Here is a 23985-nt window from a genome sequence, read left to right as displayed (position 1 = left end):
TCGGACGCGATTGTAGCATATTTTTGCAAAGACCTCAGGATTGAGGCCATGGCAAATGTGCCCAATACCGATGCAAGATGAAAACAGGCAACGCTTCGCGCCAAAACGCGTTGTAGGCAGCCTTTCAGGCCGTCTGAAACGGAGAAACGATATGGAAACGCACAAAATCTATTACGCCGTGATTATTTTGGTATGTGCCGCTTCCATGCTGCTCAGCCCGTTTTTCTATATCCGCCGCACGCGTTCTGGCACTGAATTGCGGCGCACGCCCAGACAGTGGAAACCCATACTCTTCGCCAACATCATCATGATTGCGGCTTTGTTTGTTTGGTGGAAATGGTTTTAAGGAAAAATAAAAAATGAACAAAATTTGGTTCAGCACATTACTGCTCACTTTGACAACTGCGGTTTCCGCCGCGCCTATTTTTGAATGTACCGATTCTGCCGGCCGCAAAGTCTATACCCAAGCCGGCGGCAAAAACTGCAAAGCCAGCAATATCGGCAAACCGTCCGTATATACTCCTGCGCCTGTTTCAACACCGGTAACGCCGACTTCCCCAAGCAAAACCGAGCAAGCGGAAGAAGCTGTCGCCCCAGTCAATCCGGCTGACGTCGGCGCGGCCAAGCGTGTTTTGGATACCGCCAAGAAAAATTTGGAAGAAGGCAAAAAAGTGCGTTATGGCAATGAACGCAACTATGCCCGTTATCTCGAACGGATCAACGGTTTGGAAAAAGCCGTCCGCTCGGCTCAGGAAAACTACGATGCAGCGCAACGCCAGCCTGCCTCTCAAGATCCTGTTGCCTATTGATCCTTATCACACCAGCAAGGCCGTCTGAAATTTGATGTTCAGACGGCCTTTTCATGTCTTCAATATAACAAAATCGTCTTTATACCAAACAAAGCATTCTTTCCAGTTTCCAGACGGCCTTGTTAAAGTAAGCGCGTATTAAATTTTGACGGTTGCCATTATGTTGTTACTCAAAACGCCTTCTGTATTGCCGGGTTTCAAGCTCAGCCTGGGTTTGACGGTTTTATGCCTGTCGCTTTTGGTGGTTTTGCCGTTTGCCATGATGGCGGCCAAAGCAGCGGAAATCGGCTGGAGCGGATTTTGGAACACGATTTCCGAACCCAATGTCTTGGCGGCCGTCTGGCTGAGCTTGCGGATGTCGTTTTATGCGATGTTGACCAATATCGTGTTCGGTACATTGGTTGCCTGGGTATTGGTGCGCTATGAATTTCCGGGCAAAGGATTAGTAAACGCTTTAGTCGATTTGCCGTTTGCGCTGCCGACGGCGGTAACAGGCATTGCGTTGGCAACCCTATACGCCCCCAATGGCTGGATAGGCCGTTTTTTCGAGCCTTTGGGCATCAAAATCGCCTTTACGCCCACCGGCATCTGGATTGCGCTGATTGTCGTCAGCCTGCCCTTTATCGTCCGCGCCGTGCAGCCGGTATTGGAAGAATTGTCGGGCGAGTATGAAGAAGCGGCGGCAACTTTGGGTGCAAGCCGTTGGACTACGTTCCGCCGCGTCCTTTTGCCTGAAATCACACCAGCCCTGTTGACCGGCGCAGGCATGATGTTTGCCCGCTCTACCGGCGAATACGGCTCAGTTATCTTTATCGCGGGCAATATTCCGATGGTGTCTGAAATCCTGCCCTTGATTATTACCGGCAAACTGGAGCAATACGATGCTCAGGGCGCGTCTGCCGTTGCTCTGTTTATGCTGATGATTTCGTTTGTCATCCTGCTGATTTTAAACATTATGCAATGGACTTTAAGCCGCCGCGCCGGAGCGAGGGTTTAACAAACAACAGGCCGTCTGAAACATTAAGCAAACATTTTTCAGACGGCCCAAACAGATACAAGAATAAATCGAGACTACCCTACCATGAAAACCCATTCCACCAATCCAAACTTGAGCGAACCGCGTTGGCTGCGCGTATTGCTGACCGCTACCGCCTTGGGCTTTCTGCTGCTGATGCTGGTCGTGCCTTTGGTTGCCGTATTCTATGAAGCCTTAAAAGGCGGTTGGGATTTATACCTGCAATCTCTAACCGATCCCGAAGCTTGGTCTGCCATCAAATTGACGCTGATTACCGCGCTGATTGTCGTTCCCGTCAATGCCGTATTGGGCGTGGCGATGGCGTGGCTGCTGACCCGTTTTGATTTTCGCGGCAAGCAGTTGCTGACCACCCTGCTCGATTTGCCGTTTTCCGTATCGCCCGTGGTGGCCGGTTTGATGTTCGTCTTATTGTTCGGCGCGCACACGGCGTTGGGCAGCTGGCTCGAAGCGCAAGGCATACAGATTATCTTCGCCATTCCGGGCATTATTTTGGCAACGCTGTTCGTTACCTTTCCCTTTGTCGCACGCGAAATCATTCCTTTAATGCAGGCGCAGGGCGACAGCGAAGAACAGGCCGCGCTGATACTCGGCGCAAACGGCTGGCAGATGTTTTGGCGCGTTACCCTGCCCAACATCAAATGGGCGCTGCTCTACGGCATCATTCTTACCAACGCCCGCGCGATGGGCGAGTTTGGCGCGGTCAGCGTGGTATCGGGGCACATTCGCGGCGAAACCAACACCATCCCGCTTTTGGTCGAAATCTTCTACAACGAATACAATTTCACCGGCGCATTCGCCCTCTCCGGCGTATTGGCACTCTTAGCCTTGGCAACCTTGCTGGTGCAAAACATCATTACCAAATTACAAGATAAAAAACTCGCCGCCGCCGAAAGGAACGCAGCATGAGCATTACTATTCAAAATCTAAACAAACACTTCGGCAGTTTCCACGCGCTGAAAAACATCAACCTCAACGTCCCCACCGGCAAACTCGTTTCCCTGCTCGGCCCATCAGGCTGCGGCAAAACCACGCTCCTGCGCATCATCGCCGGACTGGAAAACGCCGACGGCGGCCAAATTCTCTTTGACGGGCAAGACGTAACCGCCAAGCATGTGCGCGAACGTAAAATCGGTTTTGTGTTCCAACACTACGCCCTCTTCCGCCACATGAACGTATTTGACAACATTGCTTTCGGTTTGACCGTATTGCCCAAGTCTGAACGCCCGTCCAAAGAACAAATCCGCGCCAAAGTCGAAGAATTGCTCAAACTCGTGCAGCTCTCGCATTTGGCAAAATCCTATCCGCACCAGCTCTCCGGCGGCCAACGCCAACGCATCGCCCTCGCCCGCGCCCTCGCCGTCGAACCCAAACTCCTGCTCCTGGACGAACCCTTCGGCGCGCTGGATGCCAAAGTGCGCAAAGAATTGCGTACCTGGCTGCGCGACATCCATCACAACCTAGGCGTAACCAGCATTCTGGTCACGCACGACCAAGAAGAAGCTCTCGAAGTTTCCGACGAAATCGTCGTCATGAACCACGGCAAAATCGAACAAACCGGCAGCGCCGAAGCTATTTACCGCAAACCAGAAAACGCCTTTGTTACCGAGTTCCTTGGCGAAACCGATGCATTTGAAGGACGCATCGAAAAAGGCATTTGGCATTACCACGGTTTCGAATGGAAATTGGACGCGCAATACAAATGGCAGGAGCAAACCGCCATCGGCTATATCCGCCCACATGAATGGCAGCTTGCCGCCGAAAACGAAACGCCGATGATTCGTGCCAAAATTGAAAAAATCCACGCCGTCGGTGCATTGACGCATATTCTGGTGAAACACGACAAACAAGACGTGCATATCACGCTGGCAGGCAGCGATGCCGCACGTTACCAAATCGCCGAAGGTAAAGAATTGAAGCTGATTCCTAAACAGGTTTATGTCTTTTCTCAAAACGAGCTGATTGAATATTCGATTTGAGACCAAATCATAAGGCCGTCTGAAAATCTGCTTTCAGACGGCCTTTCATCTTATTTAAACCTGCCAATCAATCGGCTCTAAACCATTTGCCTGCAAATAAGCGTTTGCCTGCGAAAAATGTTTGCAACCGAAAAAGCCGCGATATGCCGATAAAGGCGAAGGATGCGGCGCGGTCAGCACCAAATGACGGTTGCGGTCGATAAACGCGCCTTTCTTCTGCGCATGGCTGCCCCACAGCATAAAGACCAAATGCTCGCGCTCCTTATCCAATTGTCGGATAACTTCATCGGTAAATGCCTCCCAACCGAAGGTCGCATGGGAATGCGCCACACCGGCACGGACAGTCAACACCGTGTTCAACAGCAACACGCCCTGTTCCGCCCAATGCTGCAAATAGCCGTGTTGCGGAATCTGAAAGCCCTCAATATCCGTCGCCAGCTCTTTATAAATATTGACCAGCGACGGCGGCACCGCAATTTCGGGTTGCACGGAAAACGCCAAACCATGCGCCTGACCCGCACCGTGATACGGGTCTTGCCCCAAAATCACTACTTTTACACTTCCAAACTCCGTCGTCCGAAAGGCATTGAATACATCGCGCTCAGGCGGATAAACGGTTATCCCCGCCTGCCTTTCGTGGCGAACCTTCTCCAAAATCGTTTGAAAATACGCCTTTTCTTTTTCCGCACCAATCGCCTCGTGCCAAGTTTGCATTATTTGCCGCTCCGTATTTGAATGGGCTTATTATAAAGGATATGCCGCATAACGATATGGTTTGTTGCCGCCACCGGACTGAAGATTATCGACAGCAACAAGCCTAAAGCGTCATAATAGCATTCTGAATCAGGCCGTCTGAAAAACCAATACGGCTTTTCAGACGGCCTTTTTATATCGTTCAATTTTTATATGAATATACAAACCATCCAAACCTATCTTGTCGGCGGTGCCGTCCGCGATCATCTGTTAGGCCTGCCCGTCAAAGACCGCGACTGGGTAGTCGTCGGTGCAGATGCGCAAACCATGTTGGCTCAAGGCTATCAGCCGGTCGGCAAAGATTTTCCCGTCTTTCTCCATCCGGACAGCCACGAAGAATACGCCCTCGCCCGTACCGAGCGCAAAACCGCCAAAGGCTATGCCGGATTCAGTTTTCATGCCGATAAAGACGTTACGCTGGAACAAGACCTGATGCGCCGCGACCTGACCATCAATGCCATGGCTCAGGATTCAGACGGCACGATCATCGATCCCTTTGGCGGACAACAAGATTTGGCGGCCGGCATCCTGCGCCACGTTTCGCCCGCCTTTGCCGAAGATCCCGTGCGTATTTTGCGTATCGCCCGTTTTGCCGCGCGTTATGGGTTTCAAATTGCCGATGAAACCATGTCGCTGATGCGGCAAATGGTAGAAAACGGCGAAGCGGATGCCTTGGTTGCCGAACGTGTCTGGCAGGAATTGACCAAAGGCTTGATGGAAAAAAATCCGCGCCGAATGATTGAAGTTTTACGCGAATGCGGCGCACTCAAAGTCTTGCTGCCCGAGCTTGATGCCCTTTTCGGCGTACCGCAACGCGCCGACTATCATCCCGAAATCGACAGCGGTATCCATACGCTGATGGTTGTACAACGGGCCGCCGAAATGAATCTGTCCCTCGCCGAACGCTATGCCGCCTTATTACACGACTTGGGCAAGGCAAAAACACCGGCCGATATCCTGCCGAAACACTACGGACACGACATCAACGGAGTCGAACCCGTCCGCAAAGTCAATCAACGCCTGCGCGCGCCCAAACACTGCGCCGAGCTTGCCGAACTCGTCTGCCGCTGGCACATCATGTTCCACCAAGTCGGGCAGTTCAAAAGCAAAACCATTTTGAAGGTTTTGAAAAAAACCGATGCATTCCGCCGCCCAGAACGTTTTCAGACGGCCTTAAACGTCTGCGTGGCCGACAAACAAGGCCGTCTGAACCTTGAAGACACCCCCTATCCGCAACGCGAACACTGGCTGGCTTTACTTGAAGCTGCCAACCAAGTAGATGCAGGCAAAATCGCCGCCGAGTGCCGCGCGCAAGGCAAAGCCCATTTAATTGCCGAACAAATCGATCATGCCCGCTTGGCGCAAATTACACCGTTGCAAAAAGCGTATCAGGCAGACAAATTAGGAGGCTATTGATGGCATCTTCTCGTTATAAAATCAATCACACTCCCAAGGGCATTACTGTGTCTGCTCGTGTTGTACATGACTCGCAGGAAATTGGTTCTACTGCGGTATTTCTTATATTTTCCTTTGCTCTTACATGCATCGCGCCGTTTTACCTTGAAGAGCATTATTTCACTCATTTTGAAGCTATTCTCATCCCTTTACTTTTTACTTTCTACTTAGTGGGTTCGCTTGTTTACTGCCTTCTTTGGCAACTTTTCGGACGTGAAAACATCAAGATCCGTAACCATACTCTGTCTCATGGTTATACCTTGTTCTCCATTGGGCGTTGGCGTAGTTTCCCGTTGTCAGAAATCTCCGAATGGCATTCTTGTGACCATATTCCCAAAGCTCCTGTAGCACAAGGAAGGAAACAGAGGTTGCCAAATGAAAACCTCTACCAAAATGGTATGAAACGAAAAATTCACAATGTCCCCAATATTTTACGTATCCAAAAATGTGGGCAAGGCGCATGGGCTTTCGATTATCAGGGAAAAACCATACGTATCGGCAATTTTTTTGATAGCCGCGATTTTCAGACAGTCAATATTGAATTGAACAGATTTATCCCCACATCCGCCAAAGCCCGTCAACTTAAAGACGCCCTTTGAAACAGCCACCACAATATCCGCTATAATCCGCATCTTGACCATCTTATTTCAACAATAAAATCATGACCATCCAGACCGATTTACTTCACAAAAAAATCAGCAATGAAGATTATCAACGCCTCATTGTCAAACACAGCGAATCTTTCAGCGACGGCGAAATCCGCCTATTGAATGAGATTTTGGAGAAATTTGAATTCGATGTCGTACAGGAACAAGCATTGGCGCAAGCGGTGATGCAGCAGGTGCGCTTTGACCCCAACGCCTACCATATCGACAGCGACGACGAAGACACCACTGGCATCTGTCCGCACTGCATCAATCCGCCCATGCCGCCCCTGCGCGATTATCTGGTTTGGCGAGAAACACGCGGCTAAAAATTTTCCTAATCGATTTTGATAAGTTACTAACCATTCGCTATCGAATAAGGCCGTCTGAACAGGTGTCATCGTTACATCTATTCAGACGGCCTTTTGTAAATAAATGTTCACAATTAGGATAAATCAGTATAATCTGCGCCGTTTGAATTTTCTTCGGAGCTTTTATGAATCAGCTTAAAACGGCGGTAGCCGGTGCGCAGATTTTGTTTGTCGCATTCGGTGCCATGGTGCTTGTGCCGCTTCTGACGGGACTGAACCCGGCTTTGGCATTATTGGGCGCAGGCTTGGGCACCTTGTTGTTCCAATTGGTTACCAAACGTAAAGTGCCGATTTTCCTCGGCTCTTCTTTTGCCTTTATTGCACCGATTATCTACTCCATCGGCGAATGGGGCCTGCCTTCTACCATGTTCGGTCTGTTTGCGGCCGGCTTCATGTACTTTGTTTTTGCCGCATTGATCAGATGGCGTGGTCTGGATGCGGTACACAAACTGTTGCCGCCCGTGGTTATCGGCCCGGTGATTATGGTAATCGGCTTGTCCGTGGCCGCTGCAGCCAGCAGCATGGCCATGGGTCAATCAGGCGGCAAGCAGGTCATCGACTATATCGATTCGCTGATTCTGTCCGGCTTTACCTTTGCGGTAACCGTCATTGTTTCTGTCTTCGGCAGCAAAATGATGAAGCTGATTCCGATTTTGATCGGCGTGGCTTCCGGCTATGTGTTAGCTTTAATCATGGGCCTGGTCGATACCAGCGCCATCATCAATGCTCCTTGGTTTGCCGTCCCTCATTTTGAAACGCCTCAAGTCAACTGGCAGGCTGCCTTGTTTATGTTGCCCGTTGCCATCGCCCCGGCCATCGAACACATCGGCGGCATTATGGCCATCGGTAATGTAACCGGAAAAAACTACACCAAAGACCCAGGCTTGGACAAAACCCTCGCTGGCGACGGCTTGGGCGTGTGCGTGGCCGGTTTGATCGGCGGCCCTCCTGTAACCACTTACGGCGAGGTAACCGGAGCGGTGATGATTACCAAAAACAGCAACCCCGTCATCATGACTTGGGCAGCAATTTTTGCGATTTTCATGGCGTTTTTCGGTAAATTCAACGCGTTTTTGGCTTCGATTCCTATGCCGGTTATGGGCGGCATTATGTTGCTGCTGTTCGGCACTATCGCCTCTTTGGGCATCAAAACATTGATTGATGCGAAAGTCGATTTGATGCAGCCGAAAAACCTGGTTATCGTCAGCTCCGTATTGACCACCGGCATCGGCGGCATGATTATCAAAGTAGGTACTTTAAGCTTCGCCGGTGTAGGTTTATGCGCCGTATTGGCCATTATCCTGAACTGTGTTTTGCCCAATACAAAATCAGAAGAAGCATAAATAGCTGGTTCATAAACTCAAAGGCCGTCTGAAAATAAGGTTTCAGACGGCCTTTTTATTACGCTTTATACAATGAAAAATGCCGGAGACTCAATCATCTCCGGCATTTTTGAATAAGGTGGCGAGCCGAACCCCCGGCACTGGCTCATCAGAGTGGGCTGCTGGCTTCCGCCCCTGACCCGGTGTTCCGAATTACCATGCGGGGAGACCCGCCATAGAAGAAACGCATTATAGCGGTTTTACAGAAAAACTCAAGCGATAAAATCTGTCAGGCCGTCTGAAAACCATTTACACGACAAGATTGTAAACAATATCACCCAGTTGCAAATCATTCCCATTGAAATGTTTATTGGCTTTTCCGTTGAAAAATATCGAAAATTACACTACATTAACACTTTACGCCATCAAGAAGAAATTGCATTTTTCAGACGGCCTTTAATATAAAAACATTATACCTATCAACGGAACTCAACCATGACCACGACTACCGCCCCGCAGCGTATTCGGGAAATTCCCTACAACTATACTTCCTACACCGACCGCGAAATCATCATCCGACTGTTGGGTGACGAAGCCTGGCAAATTTTACAAGACCTGCGCGGTCAACGCAAAACAGGACGTTCGGCACGAATGCTGTTTGAAGTATTGGGCGATATTTGGGTGGTCGTGCGCAATCCGTATCTGGTCGATGATTTGCTGGAACACCCGAAACGCCGCGCCGCACTGGTACGCGAAATGCGCCACCGTTTGAACGAAATCCGCAAACGCCGCGACGACAATCCGCAAGTCGATGTATTGGTTGCGGCAGCGGAAAAGGCGGTCGAGCGTTTTGACGGCAGCTTTGACGAAACGCGCCAAAAGCGGCGGCAGATTTTGGAACGTTTGAGCAAAATCACCAAGCCGCACAATATTATGTTTGACGGGCTGGCGCGGGTGACGCACGTTACCGATGCGACCGACTGGCGTGTCGAATATCCGTTTGTCGTCGTCAATCCCGACACGGAGGCGGAAGTCGCGCCTTTGGTACGCGCCTTAATCGAGCTGGATTTGGTCATTATCCCGCGCGGCGGCGGCACGGGTTATACCGGTGGCGCCGTGCCTTTGGATGCGATGAGCGCAGTCATCAATACGGAAAAGCTGGACAAGCATCGCGGCGTCGAATTTGTCGAACTGGCGGGCTTGGACGGCAAACATCCGATTATCCATTGCGGCGCGGGCGTGGTAACGCGGCGTGTGGAAGAAACCGCGCATCAGGCGGGTTTGGTGTTTGCCGTCGATCCGACTTCCGCCGACGCATCCTGCGTGGGCGGCAATGTGGCGATGAACGCGGGCGGCAAAAAAGCCGTGCTGTGGGGGACGGCGTTGGACAACCTCGCCTACTGGCAGATGGTCAACCCGCAGGGCGAATGGCTGCGCATCGAGCGCGTGCGCCACAATTTCGGCAAAATCCACGACGAAGAAACCGCCGTGTTTGACGTTCACACGCTGGATTCAGACGGCCTCAATATCGTTAAAACCGAACGCTTGGAAATCCCCGGTCACAAATTCCGCAAAGTCGGTTTGGGCAAAGACGTTACCGACAAATTCTTGAGCGGTTTGCCCGGCGTGCAAAAAGAAGGCACGGACGGCATCATCACCAGCGTCGCCTTCGTGTTGCATAAAATGCCGAAATACACGCGCACCGTGTGTATGGAGTTTTTCGGCACAGTCGCCACCGCCACGCCGTCCATCGTCGAAATCCGCGATTTCCTGCTCGCCCACGACAGCGTTCGGCTGGCAGGTTTGGAGCATTTGGACTGGCGTTATGTCCGCGCCGTCGGCTACGCCACCAAAGCGGCAGGTAAAGGGCGGCCGAAAATGGTCTTGCTGGCGGACGTGGTTTCAGACGACGAAGCCGCCGTACAGGCAGCCGCCGAACACATCTGCGAACTTGCCCGCGCCCGCGACGGCGAAGGCTTTATCGCCGTGTCGCCCGAAGCGCGCAAAACCTTCTGGCTCGACCGCAGCCGCACCGCCGCCATCGCCAAACACACCAACGCCTTTAAAATCAACGAAGACGTAGTGATTCCGCTGGAGCGGCTGGGCGAGTATTCGGACGGCATCGAACGCATCAACATCGAGCTTTCCATCCAAAACAAACTCAAACTCTGTGCTGAATTAGAGCAATATCTGTCCGGCAAACTCCCCATCGACAAAATGGGCACGGACCTGCCGACCGCCGAACTTTTGGGCGAACGCGGCAAACACGCCCTTGCCCATGTTTCCGCCGTTAAAGAACGTTGGGACTGGTTGCTCGCCCATCTGGATACGCCGCTTGCCGACTACAAAGCCCGCTACGGTGCAGCCGTCCATGCCGCACCCGAAGCCAAAGACGACGAGAGCTGTTTCACCGCATTCCGCGACTTCCGCCTGCGCGTGTCCGTCAAAGAAGACGTAATGAAACCGCTCGCCGAAATCTTCAGCGGCAAAACCGACACCAAAATTATCCAAGGTTTGGGAAAAATCCATGCCAAAACCGTACGCAGCCGTGTCTTTGTCGCCCTGCATATGCACGCCGGCGACGGCAACGTCCACACCAACATCCCCGTCAATTCAGACGACGCCCAAATGCTTCAGACGGCCTACCGTTCGGTCGAGCGCATCATGAAACTCGCCCGCTCGCTCGGTGGCGTGATTTCCGGCGAACACGGCATCGGCATCACCAAGCTCGAATTTCTGACCGATGAAGACTTGCAGCCGTTTTGGAACTACAAAAACCAAGTCGATCCCAAACACACCTTCAACCGCCACAAACTGATGAAAGGCTCGGACTTACGCAACGCCTACACGCCATCGTTCGAGCTGTTGGGCGCGGAATCGCTGATTATGGAAAAATCAGACCTCGGCACCATCGCCGATTCCGTCAAAGACTGCCTGCGCTGCGGCAAATGCAAACCCGTCTGCTCCACCCACGTTCCGCGCGCCAACCTGTTGTACAGCCCGCGCAACAAAATCCTTGGCGTGGGGCTCTTGACCGAAGCCTTCTTATACGAAGAACAAACCCGCCGCGGCGTTTCCATCAAACACTTTGAAGAACTTATGGACATCGGTGACCACTGCACCGTGTGCCACCGCTGCGTCAAACCCTGCCCCGTCAACATCGACTTCGGCGACGTAACCGTAGCCATCCGCAACTACCTTGCCGATTCCGGCCACAAACGCTTCGCGCCCGCCGCATCGATGGGCATGGCATTTTTGAACGCCACCGGCCCTAAAACCATCAAAGCCCTTCGCGCCGCCATGATACAGACCGGCTTCCCAGCGCAAAACTTTGCCTACAAAATCGGCAAACTTCTTCCAATCGGCACCAAAAAGCAAAAAGCCGAACCCAAAGCCACCGTCGGCACCGCCCCGGTCAAAGAACAAATCATCCACTTCATCAACCGTCCTTTGCCCAAAAGCGTGCCCGCCAAAACACCGCGCTCCATGCTCGGCATCGAAGACGACAAAAGCATCCCCATCATCCGTAACCCCGCCACGCCTGAAGATGCCGAAGCCGTGTTCTACTTCCCCGGCTGCGGTTCTGAGCGTTTGTTCAGTCAAATCGGACTCGCTGTTCAAGCCATGCTCTGGCACGTCGGCGTACAAACCGTCCTGCCGCCCGGCTATATGTGTTGCGGCTATCCGCAGGACGCGGGCGGAAACAAGGCAAAAGCCGAGCAAATGAGCACCAACAACCGCGTGGCTTTCCACCGTATGGCAAACACCCTCAACTACCTCGACATCAAAACCGTCGTCGTCAGTTGCGGTACCTGCTACGACCAACTGGAAAAATATCGTTTTGAGGAAATCTTCCCAGGTTGCCGTATCATCGACATCCACGAGTACCTGCTCGAAAAAGGCGTGAAACTGAACGGCGTGAAAGGTCAGCAATACCTCTACCACGACCCCTGCCACACGCCCATCAAAACCATGAACGCCACCCAAATGGCAAGCAGCCTCATGGGGCAGAAAGTCGTTTTAAGCGACCGCTGCTGCGGCGAATCCGGCATGTTCGCCGTCAAACGCCCCGACATCGCCACCCAAGTCAAATTCCGCAAACAGGAAGAAATCGAGAAAAACCTCAAAGAACTGCCGCAGGGCGAACCCGTCAAAATGCTCACCTCCTGCCCCGCCTGCCTGCAAGGCCTAAGCCGCTACGCCGACGACAACGACATGCCCGCCGACTACATCGTCATCGAAATGGCGAAACATATTCTCGGCGAAAACTGGCTGGACGAGTTCGTAAAAAAAGCCAACAACGGCGGCGTAGAAAAAGTATTGCTCTAAGGACTTAGACAAAAACTTTTGGCTGTAATAAAGGCCGTCTGAAAATCTTTCAGACAGCCTTTTTATTCAAAATAATCAAGATAAAACAATCAAATCAAATGCCTTTACAAATAACGATGCCACACCAGCAGTATTCAATAAAAAATAAAACCTGAGGGCTTTTATATACCTCAGGTTTTATTGATCAAGCCTTATGCTTTTTCTTTCTGGAGCTTCTCTGCCATCAGTTGATGCAGCGTTTTCTTAGCCGGTTTCATCGGAACACGGTTATCCGTCCAGCCCAGCTGTTTGCTTGGCGTCAATGCACGGAATTTGGTAGCAGCCCAGCCGAATGCTCGATAAGCCTTACTGCCGCTGAAAATGCCGTTAAAGGTTCGCCATGCCATTTGCTCGCCGAAGGTATGCGATGCGCCTTGACCGCGGATAGGATGAGGAACGGCTTCTGTTGGCGAACGTTGTGCTTCAACGCGCAGACGTTGCATTTGTTCGGTAATCGGAATGCGTACCGGGCAAACTTCGACACACGCGCCGCACATGGTACACGCAGTCGGTAGATCGCGTGTCGCATCCAAGCCCAACAAATGCGGAGAGATAATCTCGCCAATCGGGCCGGGATAGGTTGTGCCATATGCCGCGCCACCGATACGGGTGTAAACCGGACAGTGGTTCATACACGCGCCACAACGGATACATTGCAAGGTACGGCGCATTTGATCTTCTGCATAGGCTTGGCTACGGCCGTTGTCGAGCAGAACCAAGTGCATTTCTTGAGGACCGTCCAGTTCTTCGCTACGGCGAGGACCGGTAATCATATTGAAATAAGTGGTAATGTTCTGACCGATAGCTGAACGTGGCAACAGGCTGTATAAAGGCGGCACATCCGACAGTTTCGCAACCACTTTTTCAATACCGGTAATGGCGATGTGCACAGGCGGCACAGTGGTACTCAAGCGGCCGTTACCTTCGTTTTCAACCAGACACAAAGTGCCTGTTTCTGCAACGGCAAAGTTCACACCACTCAAACCGACATCAGCAGTGCTGTAAATATCACGCAAGGCTTTACGCGCAAATCCGGTCAGCTGGTCTACGTCGTCCGTTAATGGAGTACCAAGATTTTGATGGAAAAGCTCGCTCACCTGCTCTTTGGTCTTGTGAATGGCAGGCATCACGATATGGGTTGGCTTCTCGCCGGCCATTTGAACGATAAACTCGCCCAAGTCGCTTTCAACCGCTTTGATACCCCGGTCTTGCAGATAATGGTTCAGCTCGATTTCTTCACTGACCATAGATTTGCCTTTCACCATCAGCTTGCCGTTTTTATCGGTAATAATGTTGTGAATGATTTGGCAGGCTTCGGCCGGTGTTTCCGCCCAGTGGACTTTAACGCCCAGCTTGGTCAGGTTTGCTTCTAATTGTTCCAATAATGCAGGTAATTTGGACAAAGAACGCTGACGGACGTGTTCACATAAATCCCGCAGGCTTTGCAGCTCTTCTTCATCTGTCAAAACAGCTTTGCGCTTGGTCATCAGCATATCCATCGCCGTACGCAAGCTTTTACGCAGAGGCTTGTCTTGCAAAGAAATCGCAGCGTTTTGCTTGAACGTTTCCGGCTTCATATGGAATTTAATGGTTTGGGAACTCATGCTTTTTCCTCCAAATCGGCAGGGGAAATATGATCAGGTAGAACGGCCAAAACCACCAAATCACGCGGACCGTGTGCACCATAGGCTAAAGTCAATTGAATATCGGCAGTCTTAGACGGGCCGGAAATCAAAATAACGTTGGTAGGCATACCTTTTTCTACCAGTTTTTCGCCTTCAACAGCATTATGGAATTCGTTGTACATTTTGCTGGTGTCAAACAGGCAGAAATGCACAGGCGGAACCAAACTCAGGCTGCGCGGCTCCAGAGGACTAGACTCCAGCATAATCGTACCAGTACGGGCAATACCGCATTTAGAGCCGCTAAATCCGGCCTCAATATCGGCAAAGAATTCGTTTTTCCAGTCGTCGATTTTTCGCTCAAAACCGCGCGGTTCGATATCGGTATCGGCCAAAGCTGCACGAGCCAGCTGGCCGTGTTCTGTTTCCAATGGCAACAGAATGTTTTTCAAACCTTTGCCTTCGGCTGCTTGGCGGAATACTTGCGGCCAATTGGTTTTAGTAACCCAATAGATTTCCGTTTTGACGGCACGCATGGCAGCCGCCCAATGTTTCAAGCGTTCGACATCGTTAGCCCAAGAAACACCCATTTCACGGTAATAATCGAAAACCGGCGGCTCTTCCATTGGTAAGGCATCGGCTTTTTTCAATTTCGCCAAAATATTTTCGCGCGCGCTCATGCTTTACCTCCGGTGCGTTCCAACAGGAAAGATGCAATATGTTTCGGACGTGGCATATTCGGTTCGTCTTTAGCGATTTTGCCGCCGATATTCATCATGCAGCCGCAGTCCGCGCTGATGATTTCAGTCGCGCCGGTTTCTTTCAGGGCTGCGACTTTGTCGGTTACCATCGCGCCGGAAATATCGGCTTGTTTGACAGAGAATGTACCGCCAAAACCGCAACACTCGCTTTCATGGTCATGAACGATACGCTCGACATTTTCCATGCCGTCAATCAGCTGCCAGCCTGACAAATGGACATTCATCTCACGACGCGCCGCGCAAGAAGTATGAACGGCCACTTTAACCGGCTCGCCTTTATCTTCAGGTTTGTAGCCGATGGCCAGCAGGAAGTGGGTAAATTCAATGATACGGTTGGCGCAATCAATGGCTTTTTGTTCGTACTCGGTGCCTTTGAACAAAGTCGGCCAGTGGTGTTTCATCATGCCGCCGCAAGAACCAGACGGTACAACAATCGGCCAATTTTCCGGGAATAAATCCAATTGGGCTTTGGCCACATCAAAAGCTTCTTTCGGATGGCCGGATGAATAGGCAGGTTGGCCGCAACAGCTTTGCTCCATTGGATAATGGACGCGGATGCCTTGTTGCTCGATTAAGGTAATGGCATCCATACCCGCTTCCGGCATGAAGATATCGAGAACGCAAGTACCGAAGAAATAAACATCGGTCGGCTTGCTGTCGTATACAGTGATTTGTGGTGGTTTGATTGCGCTCATTTTTTTTGGAACGGGACAACCCGTTTTCTTGTATAAAAATTAAGATGGGTACTTTAAGTAATTGCTTGTAACGGGTCAAGTCTAATTTTAAAAAATAATATTAAAAAAGCATGACAAATCAGACAGAGGGCTTTCCCTTATTAACTTGATAATCTACATAATAACCACTATCAATAAGAAAACTGATGGATTCATTTTTTAATAAATGAAACTCGTACATTCCCTCTCTATTTAAAACTGAATAACTACCTCTTTATAGAATCTTGATTTACATCAGAAGTCATGAAAATAATCGATATTTCCCAAATTTCGAGAAGACAGATGACCCTCTATGCCGTGCTTATGTTTCAGACGGCCATATGAGAACAAAGGATATCTAAGGCAATAAAAATAAAAGTTTTTCTTAAAAGTTCAGGCCGTCTGAAACATGACTGCAGCTAAAGGCCATATTCTTTTTATTCATCCTTACTTTCAATCAAAATCAAACACTTGAAAAATCCTGTTCAATAACCTTGAAAACCCTAGGCACACTCAAGCACTTCCAGTATCATTGAGGCAGTTTCTTGACGCAAAATTACAGTCTTGGCCGCCCACAATCGGCATGGATTTGCAAAAGAAGTGAAACCAAGCTTCAAAACAATTTCACCTTAACTTCGGAGTAGGCATTATGTTGACCCAGACTCAACAGGTTGATTTGACCTTGCATCACCTTAAAGAACGCACCCTATCGATATACACTCCCGAACAGCGTGCAAGCATCGAGGCATCTGAAGACTGGAAACAGTTTGACAGACGGCTTGAAGAACACTTTCCCAAACTGATGCACGAGCTGGACAACGTTTACAACAACAACGAAGCTGTCCTCCCCATGTTGGAGCAACTGATTGCCCAAGCATGGCAAAGCTATTCCCAACGCAACGCATCTTTAAAAGATATCGATATCGCGCGCGAAAACGATCCTGACTGGATTTTGTCCAACAAACAGGTCGGCGGCGTGTGCTACGTCGATTTGTTCGCAGGCGATCTGCAAGGCTTGAAAGCCAAAATTCCTTATTTCCAAGAATTGGGCCTGACCTATCTGCACCTGATGCCACTGTTTAAATGTCCCGAAGGCAAAAGCGACGGCGGCTATGCAGTCAGCAGCTACCGCGATGTCAATCCGGCTTTGGGTACGATAGACGACTTGCGCGATGTCATTGCCGCTTTGCACGAAGCAGGCATTTCCGCCGTTGTCGATTTCATCTTTAACCACACTTCCAATGAACACGAATGGGCAAAACGCTGCGCCGCTGGCGATCCGCTCTACGACAATTTCTACTACATTTTCCCTGATCGTTGGATGCCCGACCAATACGACCGCACCCTGCGTGAAATCTTCCCCGACCAACATCCGGGCGGCTTCTCCCAACTGGAAGACGGACGCTGGGTATGGACAACGTTCAACTCCTTCCAATGGGACTTGAATTACAGCAACCCATGGGTATTCCGTGCCATGGCAGGCGAAATGATGTTCCTTGCCAACTTGGGCGTTGATATTCTGCGCATGGATGCCGTTGCCTTTATTTGGAAACAAATGGGCACAAGCTGCGAAAACCTGCCGCAAGCCCATGCCTTAATTCGCGCGTTTAACTCCGTCATGCGTATTGCCGCCCCGGCCGTATTCTTCAAATCCGAAGCCATCGTCCACCCCGACCAAGTTGTCCAATACATCAGCCAAGACGAATGCCAAATCGGCTACAACCCTCTGCAAATGGCATTGTTGTGGAACACGCTTGCCACGCGCGAAGTCAACCTGCTCCATCAGGCATTGACCTACCGCCACAACCTGCCCGACCACACTGCATGGGTCAACTACGTCCGCAGCCATGACGACATCGGCTGGACATTTGCCGATGAGGACGCATGGCAGTTCGGCATCCACGGCTACGACCACCGACAATTCCTCAACCGCTTCTTCGTCAACCATTTCGACGGCAGCTTCGCGCGCGGCCTCCCCTTCCAATACAACCCCAACACTGGCGACTGCCGTGTCAGCGGTACAGCCGCAGCATTGGTTGGTTTGGCTCAAAATGACCCGTACGCCGTTGACCGCATCAAACTTTTGTACAGCATTGCTCTGAGTACCGGCGGTCTGCCGCTGATTTACTTGGGTGACGAAGTGGGTACACTCAATGATGACGACTGGTCGCAAGACAGCAATAAGAGCGACGACAGCCGCTGGGCACACCGTCCTCGTTATAATGAAAAGTTGTACAACCAACGCCATGACAGCTCGACCACTGCCGGTCAAATCTTCCAAGGTTTGCGCCATATGATTGCCATCCGACAAAGCAATCCGCGCTTTGACGGCGGCAAGTTGGTTACCTTCAATACCAACAATAAACACATCATCGGCTATATGCGCAACAACGCACTATTGGCATTCGGCAACTTCAGCGAACATCCGCAAACCATCAGTGCGCATACGCTGCAAGCCATGCCGTTTAAAGCACACGATTTGATCAGCGGTCAAACCGTTTCCCTGAATCAGGACTTGGTATTGCAACCCTATCAAGTCATGTGGCTTGAAATTGCATAAGCCGAAATTTTGATACACCACTCAAGGCCGTCTGAACAAATCAGCGTTCAGACGGCCTTTTAAGAAACTAAGATGTATTTTGTATTTTGGGCAGTTTCGCTTAGAATGCACGCTTTAATACCAGATGACACACTTAAAGTCAGGAGTAAAAATCCATGTTGAAAAAATTCGTACTCGGTACCATCGCTGCAGTAGTTTTGGCTGCTTGCGGCGGAGAAGGCAGCAACTCAGCTTCTTCTACTCCAGCGCAATCCGGTGCGGCCTCCGGTTCACTGATTGAGCGTATCAACAACAAAGGTACCATCACTGTCGGTACGGAAGGTACTTACGCACCCTTCACCTACCACGACAAAGACGGCAAATTGACCGGCTACGATGTCGAAGTAACCCGCGCAGTTGCCGACAAACTGGGCATCAAAGTTGAATTTAAAGAAACACAATGGGACTCCATGATGGCAGGTTTGAAAGCCGGCCGTTTTGACGTGGTTGCCAACCAAGTCGGCCTGACCAGCCCTGAGCGTCAAGCGACTTTTGACAAATCCGAGCCTTACAGCTGGAGCGGTGCCGTTTTGGTTGCGCGCAAAGACAGCGACATCAAATCCATCGACGACATCAAAGGTGTGAAAACCGCACAATCCCTGACCAGCAACTATGGTGAAAAAGCCAAAGCTGCAGGCGCAGAACTCGTACCGGTAGACGGCTTGGCGCAATCCCTGACCTTGATTGAACAAAAACGTGCCGATGCAACCCTGAACGACGAATTGGCGGTATTGGACTATCTGAAGAAAAACCCGAATGCCGACGTAAAAATCGTTTGGTCTGCACCGGCTGACGAAAAAGTCGGCTCCGGCTTGATTGTCAATAAAGGCAATGATGAAGCATTGGCCAAATTCAGCACAGCCATGACTGAGCTGAAAGCCGACGGCACGCTGAAAAAACTGGGCGAACAATTCTTCGGAAAAGACATCAGTGTTAAATAATTTCCTTGCCTCTCTGCCGTTTATGACGGAAACACGCGCTGATATGCTCATCAGCGCGTTTTGGCCCATGGTTAAAGCCGGCTTCGCAGTGTCTTTGCCTTTGGCGATCGCTTCTTTCGTTATCGGCATGATTATTGCTGTAGCCGTTGCTTTGGTAAGAATCATGCCCTCCGGCGGTATTTTCCAAAAATGCTTGCTGAAGCTGGTGGAATTTTATATTTCCGTCATTCGCGGTACGCCGCTTTTGGTGCAGTTGGTCATCGTATTCTACGGTTTACCTTCCGTTGGCATCTATATCGATCCGATTCCTGCCGCCATCATCGGCTTTTCGCTCAATGTCGGCGCATACGCTTCCGAAACCATACGCGCGGCAATTTTGTCCGTACCTAAAGGCCAATGGGAAGCCGGTTTTTCCATCGGTATGACCTATATGCAGACATTCCGCCGTATTATCGCACCACAGGCATTCCGCGTTGCCGTACCGCCTTTGAGCAATGAATTTATCGGCCTGTTCAAAAACACCTCGCTTGCCGCCGTAGTAACGGTAACCGAGCTTTTCCGTGTCGCCCAAGAGACAGCAAACCGTACTTATGACTTTTTGCCGGTTTATATCGAAGCCGCATTGGTTTATTGGTGTTTCTGCAAAGTGCTGTTTTTGATTCAGGCGCGCTTGGAAAAACGCTTTGACCGCTATGTCGCCAAATAAGGAGTTGTCATGATTAAAATCCGCAATATCCATAAGACCTTTGGCGAAAATACCATTTTGCGCGGCATCGATTTGGATGTCGGCAAAGGACAAGTGGTTGTTATCCTAGGCCCGTCCGGCTCGGGCAAAACCACGTTTTTACGCTGTTTAAACGCTTTGGAAATGCCCGAACAAGGTCGGATCGAGTTTGACAATGCGCAGCCGTTAAGCATCGATTTTTCCAAAAAACCAAGCAAACACGATATTTTGGCACTGCGCCGCAAATCCGGCATGGTATTCCAACAATACAACCTCTTTCCGCACAAAACTGCGTTGGAAAACGTCATGGAAGGACCGGTTGCCGTACAAGGCAAGCCTGTCGCCAAAGCGCGTGAAGAGGCTGTCAAATTGCTTAAAAAAGTCGGTTTGGGCGACAAGATCGACCTCTACCCCTACCAGCTTTCCGGTGGTCAACAGCAGCGCGTCGGCATTGCCCGAGCATTGGCGATTCAGCCTGAACTGATGCTGTTTGACGAACCGACTTCCGCGCTTGACCCTGAATTGGTGCAAGATGTTTTAGATACCATGAAGGAATTGGCACAAGAAGGCTGGACCATGGTTGTCGTTACGCATGAAATCAAATTTGCCTTGGAAGTGGCAACCACCGTCGTCGTGATGGATGGTGGCGTTATTGTCGAGCAAGGCAGCCCGCAAGATTTGTTCAATCATCCCAAACATGAACGGACACAAAAATTCCTGCGCCAAATCCGTGCGGACAATGCCGACCTTTAAATTTAATTGAAACAACAGACAATTTGAAAGCATTTCCAACTGTCATTTCATAAAGGCCGTCTGAATAAGTGAAATAGAAATCGCTGATTTCATTTTCATACTTGTTCAGACGGCCTTTTATATGTCTTTTCAGGTAAAATAACGCCTTTCGTTTTACTTATCTCCTTACCCGCCATCATGATAGAAATCAAAAAACTCACCCTGCAACGCGGTTTAAAAGTCCTGCTCGATAAAGCCGATGCCGTAATCAACCCCGGCCAACGCGTTGGTTTAATCGGTAAAAACGGTACGGGAAAATCCAGCCTGTTTGCGCTGATAAAAGGTGAAATCACTCAAGATGGCGGCGAAATCCTGATTCCCAAAACATGGCGCCTGGCTTCCGTCTCTCAAGAAACGCCCGATTTAGATATTTCCGCTTTAGACTACGTTTTGCAAGGCGATGCCGAATTGCAGGCTTTTCAGACGGCCTTGGCCCAAGCAGAAGCGCAAAACGACGGCATGAAACAAGCCGAATATCACGCCAAGCTTGAAGAAATCGATGCCTATACCGCTCCGGCACGCGCGGCGAAATTGTTGAGCGGCTTGGGTTTTGCACAAGAAGAACATATCCTCCCCGTCAAATCTTTTTCCGGCGGCTGGCGTATGCGACTCAACCTTGCCCAAGCACTGATTTGCCGTGCCGATTTGCTGCTTTTGGACGAACCGACCAACCACTTGGATTTGGAAACCGTATTGTGGCTGGAAAACCATCTCGCCTCCCTGCCCTGTACGCAAATCATCATTTCCCATGACCGCGACTTCTTAAATGCCACTACAACACAAACCATCGAACTATCGCAACAAAAACTGACCCAATACGGTGGCAATTACGATTTCTATCAAGCCGAACGCGCCCAGCGTCTGGCGCAACAACAAGCCGCCTACGTCAAACAGCAGGCACAAATCAAACATCTGCAATCCTTTATCGACCGTTTCAAAGCCAAAGCCACAAAGGCCGTACAAGCCCAAAGCCGTATGAAGACATTAGCCAAACTCGAACGCATCGCCCCTGCGCATTTGGATAGCGAGTTTTCCTTTGAATTTGCCAATCCGACCCACCTGCCCAATCCATTATTGAAACTCGACCATGCCGACTTAGGTTATGGCGACAATACCGTTTTACACGATATCACCTTGTCTCTGGAAAGCGGCGCACGTTACGGCCTGTTGGGCGTTAATGGCAGCGGCAAATCCACATTTATCAAAGCCTTGGCAGGAAAAATCGATTTACTTTCCGGCAGCATCGTCCGCTCTGAAAAGCTCAATATCGGCTATTTTGCCCAGCATCAACTGGATACCTTACGCGCAGACCAAAGTCCGGTTTGGCATATCCAACAGCTTTCGCCCGAAGTCCGCGAACAGGAAATCCGCAACTTTTTAGGCGGTTTCAACTTTGTCGGCGATATGGCGGTTCAAAAGACCGAGCCCTTTTCCGGCGGCGAAAAAGCGCGGCTTGCCCTTGCCATGATTATTTGGCAAAAACCTAATCTACTGCTGCTTGACGAGCCGACCAACCATTTGGACTTGGATATGCGCCACGCCCTGACGCTTGCTCTGCAAAGTTTCCAAGGCGCATTGATTGTCGTATCGCACGACCGCAGCCTGCTTGAAGCGACTACCGACAGCTTCCTATTGATTGACAAAGGCCGTCTGAACAACTTCGACGGCGATTTGAACGACTACCGTCAATGGCGGTTGGCACAAGAAAACGCCGCAACAGCCCCTGCCGCATCTGCACAAAGCCAAAGCCGCAAGGACACCAAGCGTATCGAGGCACAAATCCGCCAGGAAAAAGCCAAACGCAGCAAACCAATTCAGCAAAAAATCGACAAAGCCGAAAAAGAAATCGCACGATTAACTGATATTCAGACGGCCTGTGAAGCATTTTTGGCACAAGAATCTGCTTATTCAGAAGAAAATAAACCCAAATTGCAAGAGACACTCGCACAATTAACAGAAACTAAAGTAAAATTAACGCAACTGGAAGAAAACTGGCTGCAATGGCAGGAAGAGCTTGAACAAATCCAAGTTGATGTCGAGGCCGAGTTTTCCCAATAAAAATAGAGCCATCAGGCCGTCTGAAATAAAACACAATACGGAAAAACATGACTTCAACTATCAAACAAGCCGGATACTTCCTCGTATCCTCTTTCGTCTTGGGCATTTCTCTTCACGCAGCCGCCGCAGTTTATTCCTGCGGCAACGGCAGCTATACCTCCGAACCCAACTCCTCCTGCGCACAGGCCCAATTGCCTAAAATCAGCGGCCATCAAGGCAGCGGTTATCATCTCAACATCCGCAGCCTCCATGCCTCTGATGAACGCGTCAATGCAAAACCCAAGAAAAAGAAGCGCACGGAAAAATCCGATAAACAAGAGAAAAAAGCCGACAAACCGAGCAAAAACAAAAACAGTGCAAAAGCCAAAAAACAGCAGCCCATACCGTCTGAACAAGAATAAAATGCTCAAATGCAACGCATCAGTCCTACCTGAATCATGAAAAAATACCTGCTTACCCTATCCTTGCTACCGCTTGCCGTTTTCAACAGCCAAGCCCATGCTGCAAAAATCTACACCTGTGAAGTCAACGGCTCGATTGTCTATACCTCACGTCCAAGCGGCAACTGCCAAGCCGTCAACGATTTGCCGATTGTCGGCAAATACAGTAGCAGCCGATACGATGCCCCGGTCAGCGATGCCCCTACACTCAACGCACCGACATCACAAGCGGCTCCGGTAAAAAGCAAAAATACGGCGGCAAAATCCAACCATAAAGCAACGCCTAAACCTGCCCCCGTCCGCACCGCTTCTGAAGCGGCTCCTCCTCCGGTTCCCAAATCCTCCGGCGTCAACAGCCGCCGCTCTATTTTGGAAACCGAGTTATCGAATGAACGCGCGGCTTTGGCCGATGCCAAAAAGCAACTGAGCCAAGCGCGGACAGCCAAAGGCGGCAGCGTCAATCAACAAGCCATCAGTACGCTGCAAGGTGCGGTTTTGGATAGGGAGAAAAACATTCAAGCCCTCCAGCGTGAACTGGGCAGAATGTAAGCTCAAATCAACCAAAACATCAGGCCGTCTGAACAGGTGGAAACGAAATCCA

General features: G+C 50.4%; 21 protein-coding genes and 1 other RNA gene. 17 read left to right on the top strand and 5 right to left on the bottom strand.

Translation table 11 applies throughout. From position 1 onward, the window contains the following. The first annotated feature begins 151 nt into the window (after positions 1-151). The 5 genes from HMPREF2551_RS06245 (at position 152) to HMPREF2551_RS06225 (ending at position 3821) form a co-directional block, all read left to right on the top strand. Entirely contained in the window at positions 152-346 is a 195-nt protein-coding gene (locus HMPREF2551_RS06245) for a hypothetical protein (RefSeq protein WP_070838052.1), read from the top strand. A gap of 13 nt (positions 347-359) precedes the next feature. Then, positions 360-809 (top strand): DUF4124 domain-containing protein, encoded by a 450-nt coding sequence (locus HMPREF2551_RS06240; protein ID WP_070837914.1) that lies wholly within the window; start codon positions 360-362, stop codon positions 807-809. A gap of 160 nt (positions 810-969) precedes the next feature. Beyond that, a complete protein-coding gene (cysT, locus tag HMPREF2551_RS06235) occupies positions 970-1806 on the top strand; it encodes a sulfate ABC transporter permease subunit CysT (RefSeq protein WP_036490818.1) in 837 nt (278 codons plus the stop codon). A gap of 84 nt (positions 1807-1890) precedes the next feature. Further along, positions 1891-2751, top strand: coding sequence for a sulfate ABC transporter permease subunit CysW (cysW, locus tag HMPREF2551_RS06230; protein WP_070837912.1), 861 nt, complete (start codon positions 1891-1893; stop codon positions 2749-2751). Next, positions 2748-3821 (top strand): sulfate/molybdate ABC transporter ATP-binding protein, encoded by a 1074-nt coding sequence (locus tag HMPREF2551_RS06225; protein ID WP_070837910.1) that lies wholly within the window; start codon positions 2748-2750, stop codon positions 3819-3821. The genes cysW and HMPREF2551_RS06225 overlap by 4 nt, the downstream gene beginning before the upstream one ends. 54 nt (positions 3822-3875) lie before the next feature. On the opposite strand, the gene ung is transcribed toward HMPREF2551_RS06225, so the two are convergent. Next, positions 3876-4535 (bottom strand): uracil-DNA glycosylase, encoded by a 660-nt coding sequence (ung, locus tag HMPREF2551_RS06220; protein WP_070837908.1) that lies wholly within the window; start codon positions 4533-4535, stop codon positions 3876-3878. 192 nt (positions 4536-4727) lie between these two features. On the opposite strand from ung, the gene HMPREF2551_RS06215 reads away from it, so the two are divergent. The 4 genes from HMPREF2551_RS06215 to HMPREF2551_RS06200 all read left to right on the top strand — a co-directional run bounded on the left by HMPREF2551_RS06215 (position 4728) and on the right by HMPREF2551_RS06200 (position 8387). Further along, the gene (locus HMPREF2551_RS06215) at positions 4728-5990 is read left to right on the top strand and encodes a multifunctional CCA addition/repair protein (protein WP_070837906.1); all 1263 of its coding nucleotides are present in this window, start codon (positions 4728-4730) and stop codon (positions 5988-5990) included. Next, entirely contained in the window at positions 5990-6628 is a 639-nt protein-coding gene (locus HMPREF2551_RS06210; RefSeq protein WP_070837904.1) for a hypothetical protein, read from the top strand. The genes HMPREF2551_RS06215 and HMPREF2551_RS06210 overlap by 1 nt, the downstream gene beginning before the upstream one ends. A gap of 62 nt (positions 6629-6690) precedes the next feature. Beyond that, positions 6691-7002: a hypothetical protein gene (locus tag HMPREF2551_RS06205; RefSeq protein ID WP_049323230.1), complete on the top strand. Its 312-nt coding sequence runs from the start codon at positions 6691-6693 to the stop codon at positions 7000-7002. A 167-nt stretch (positions 7003-7169) separates the two neighbouring features. Beyond that, positions 7170-8387: a uracil-xanthine permease family protein gene (locus HMPREF2551_RS06200; RefSeq protein ID WP_070837902.1), complete on the top strand. Its 1218-nt coding sequence runs from the start codon at positions 7170-7172 to the stop codon at positions 8385-8387. A gap of 117 nt (positions 8388-8504) precedes the next feature. Here HMPREF2551_RS06200 and ffs read toward each other — a convergent pair. Then, positions 8505-8601, bottom strand: an RNA gene (gene ffs, locus HMPREF2551_RS06195) — signal recognition particle sRNA small type. Between the two features lie 260 nt (positions 8602-8861). On the opposite strand from ffs, the gene HMPREF2551_RS06190 reads away from it, so the two are divergent. Continuing rightward, a complete protein-coding gene (locus HMPREF2551_RS06190) occupies positions 8862-12695 on the top strand; it encodes a DUF3683 domain-containing protein (protein WP_070837901.1) in 3834 nt (1277 codons plus the stop codon). A 191-nt stretch (positions 12696-12886) separates the two neighbouring features. On the opposite strand, the gene HMPREF2551_RS06185 is transcribed toward HMPREF2551_RS06190, so the two are convergent. The 3 genes from HMPREF2551_RS06185 to HMPREF2551_RS06175 are packed head-to-tail and all read right to left on the bottom strand — an operon-like array spanning position 12887 to position 15812. Then, positions 12887-14338, bottom strand: coding sequence for a LutB/LldF family L-lactate oxidation iron-sulfur protein (locus tag HMPREF2551_RS06185; RefSeq protein WP_070837900.1), 1452 nt, complete (start codon positions 14336-14338; stop codon positions 12887-12889). Beyond that, positions 14335-15036, bottom strand: a complete 702-nt coding sequence (locus HMPREF2551_RS06180; RefSeq protein ID WP_049323226.1) for a LutC/YkgG family protein — start codon at positions 15034-15036, stop codon at positions 14335-14337. The genes HMPREF2551_RS06185 and HMPREF2551_RS06180 overlap by 4 nt, the downstream gene beginning before the upstream one ends. Then, positions 15033-15812: a (Fe-S)-binding protein gene (locus HMPREF2551_RS06175; protein ID WP_049336155.1), complete on the bottom strand. Its 780-nt coding sequence runs from the start codon at positions 15810-15812 to the stop codon at positions 15033-15035. Before HMPREF2551_RS06175 ends, HMPREF2551_RS06180 begins: the two co-directional genes overlap by 4 nt. A gap of 667 nt (positions 15813-16479) precedes the next feature. Here HMPREF2551_RS06175 and HMPREF2551_RS06170 point away from each other — a divergent pair. The 7 genes from HMPREF2551_RS06170 (at position 16480) to HMPREF2551_RS06140 (ending at position 23933) form a co-directional block, all read left to right on the top strand. After that, positions 16480-18390 (top strand): alpha-amylase family protein, encoded by a 1911-nt coding sequence (locus tag HMPREF2551_RS06170; RefSeq protein WP_070837897.1) that lies wholly within the window; start codon positions 16480-16482, stop codon positions 18388-18390. 155 nt (positions 18391-18545) lie between these two features. Beyond that, the gene (locus HMPREF2551_RS06165; protein WP_070837895.1) at positions 18546-19370 is read left to right on the top strand and encodes an amino acid ABC transporter substrate-binding protein; all 825 of its coding nucleotides are present in this window, start codon (positions 18546-18548) and stop codon (positions 19368-19370) included. Beyond that, positions 19360-20076, top strand: coding sequence for an amino acid ABC transporter permease (locus HMPREF2551_RS06160; protein WP_049323221.1), 717 nt, complete (start codon positions 19360-19362; stop codon positions 20074-20076). The genes HMPREF2551_RS06165 and HMPREF2551_RS06160 overlap by 11 nt, the downstream gene beginning before the upstream one ends. Positions 20077-20085: 9 nt before the next feature. Continuing rightward, complete coding sequence (locus tag HMPREF2551_RS06155; protein ID WP_070837893.1) at positions 20086-20847, top strand: amino acid ABC transporter ATP-binding protein; 762 nt, start codon at positions 20086-20088, stop codon at positions 20845-20847. 177 nt (positions 20848-21024) lie between these two features. Further along, positions 21025-22944 (top strand): ATP-binding cassette domain-containing protein, encoded by a 1920-nt coding sequence (locus tag HMPREF2551_RS06150; RefSeq protein WP_070837891.1) that lies wholly within the window; start codon positions 21025-21027, stop codon positions 22942-22944. A 47-nt stretch (positions 22945-22991) separates the two neighbouring features. Beyond that, on the top strand, positions 22992-23345 hold the full coding sequence (locus HMPREF2551_RS06145; RefSeq protein ID WP_070837889.1) for a nucleolar protein: 354 nt from the start codon (positions 22992-22994) through the stop codon (positions 23343-23345). A gap of 36 nt (positions 23346-23381) precedes the next feature. Continuing rightward, on the top strand, positions 23382-23933 hold the full coding sequence (locus HMPREF2551_RS06140; RefSeq protein ID WP_070837888.1) for a hypothetical protein: 552 nt from the start codon (positions 23382-23384) through the stop codon (positions 23931-23933). The last annotated feature ends 52 nt before the right edge of the window (positions 23934-23985 follow it).

It is taken from the genome of Neisseria sp. HMSC066H01 (genome assembly GCF_001837375.1).
Classification (GTDB): domain Bacteria; phylum Pseudomonadota; class Gammaproteobacteria; order Burkholderiales; family Neisseriaceae; genus Neisseria.
This window is presented reverse-complemented; position numbering and strand designations above follow the sequence as displayed.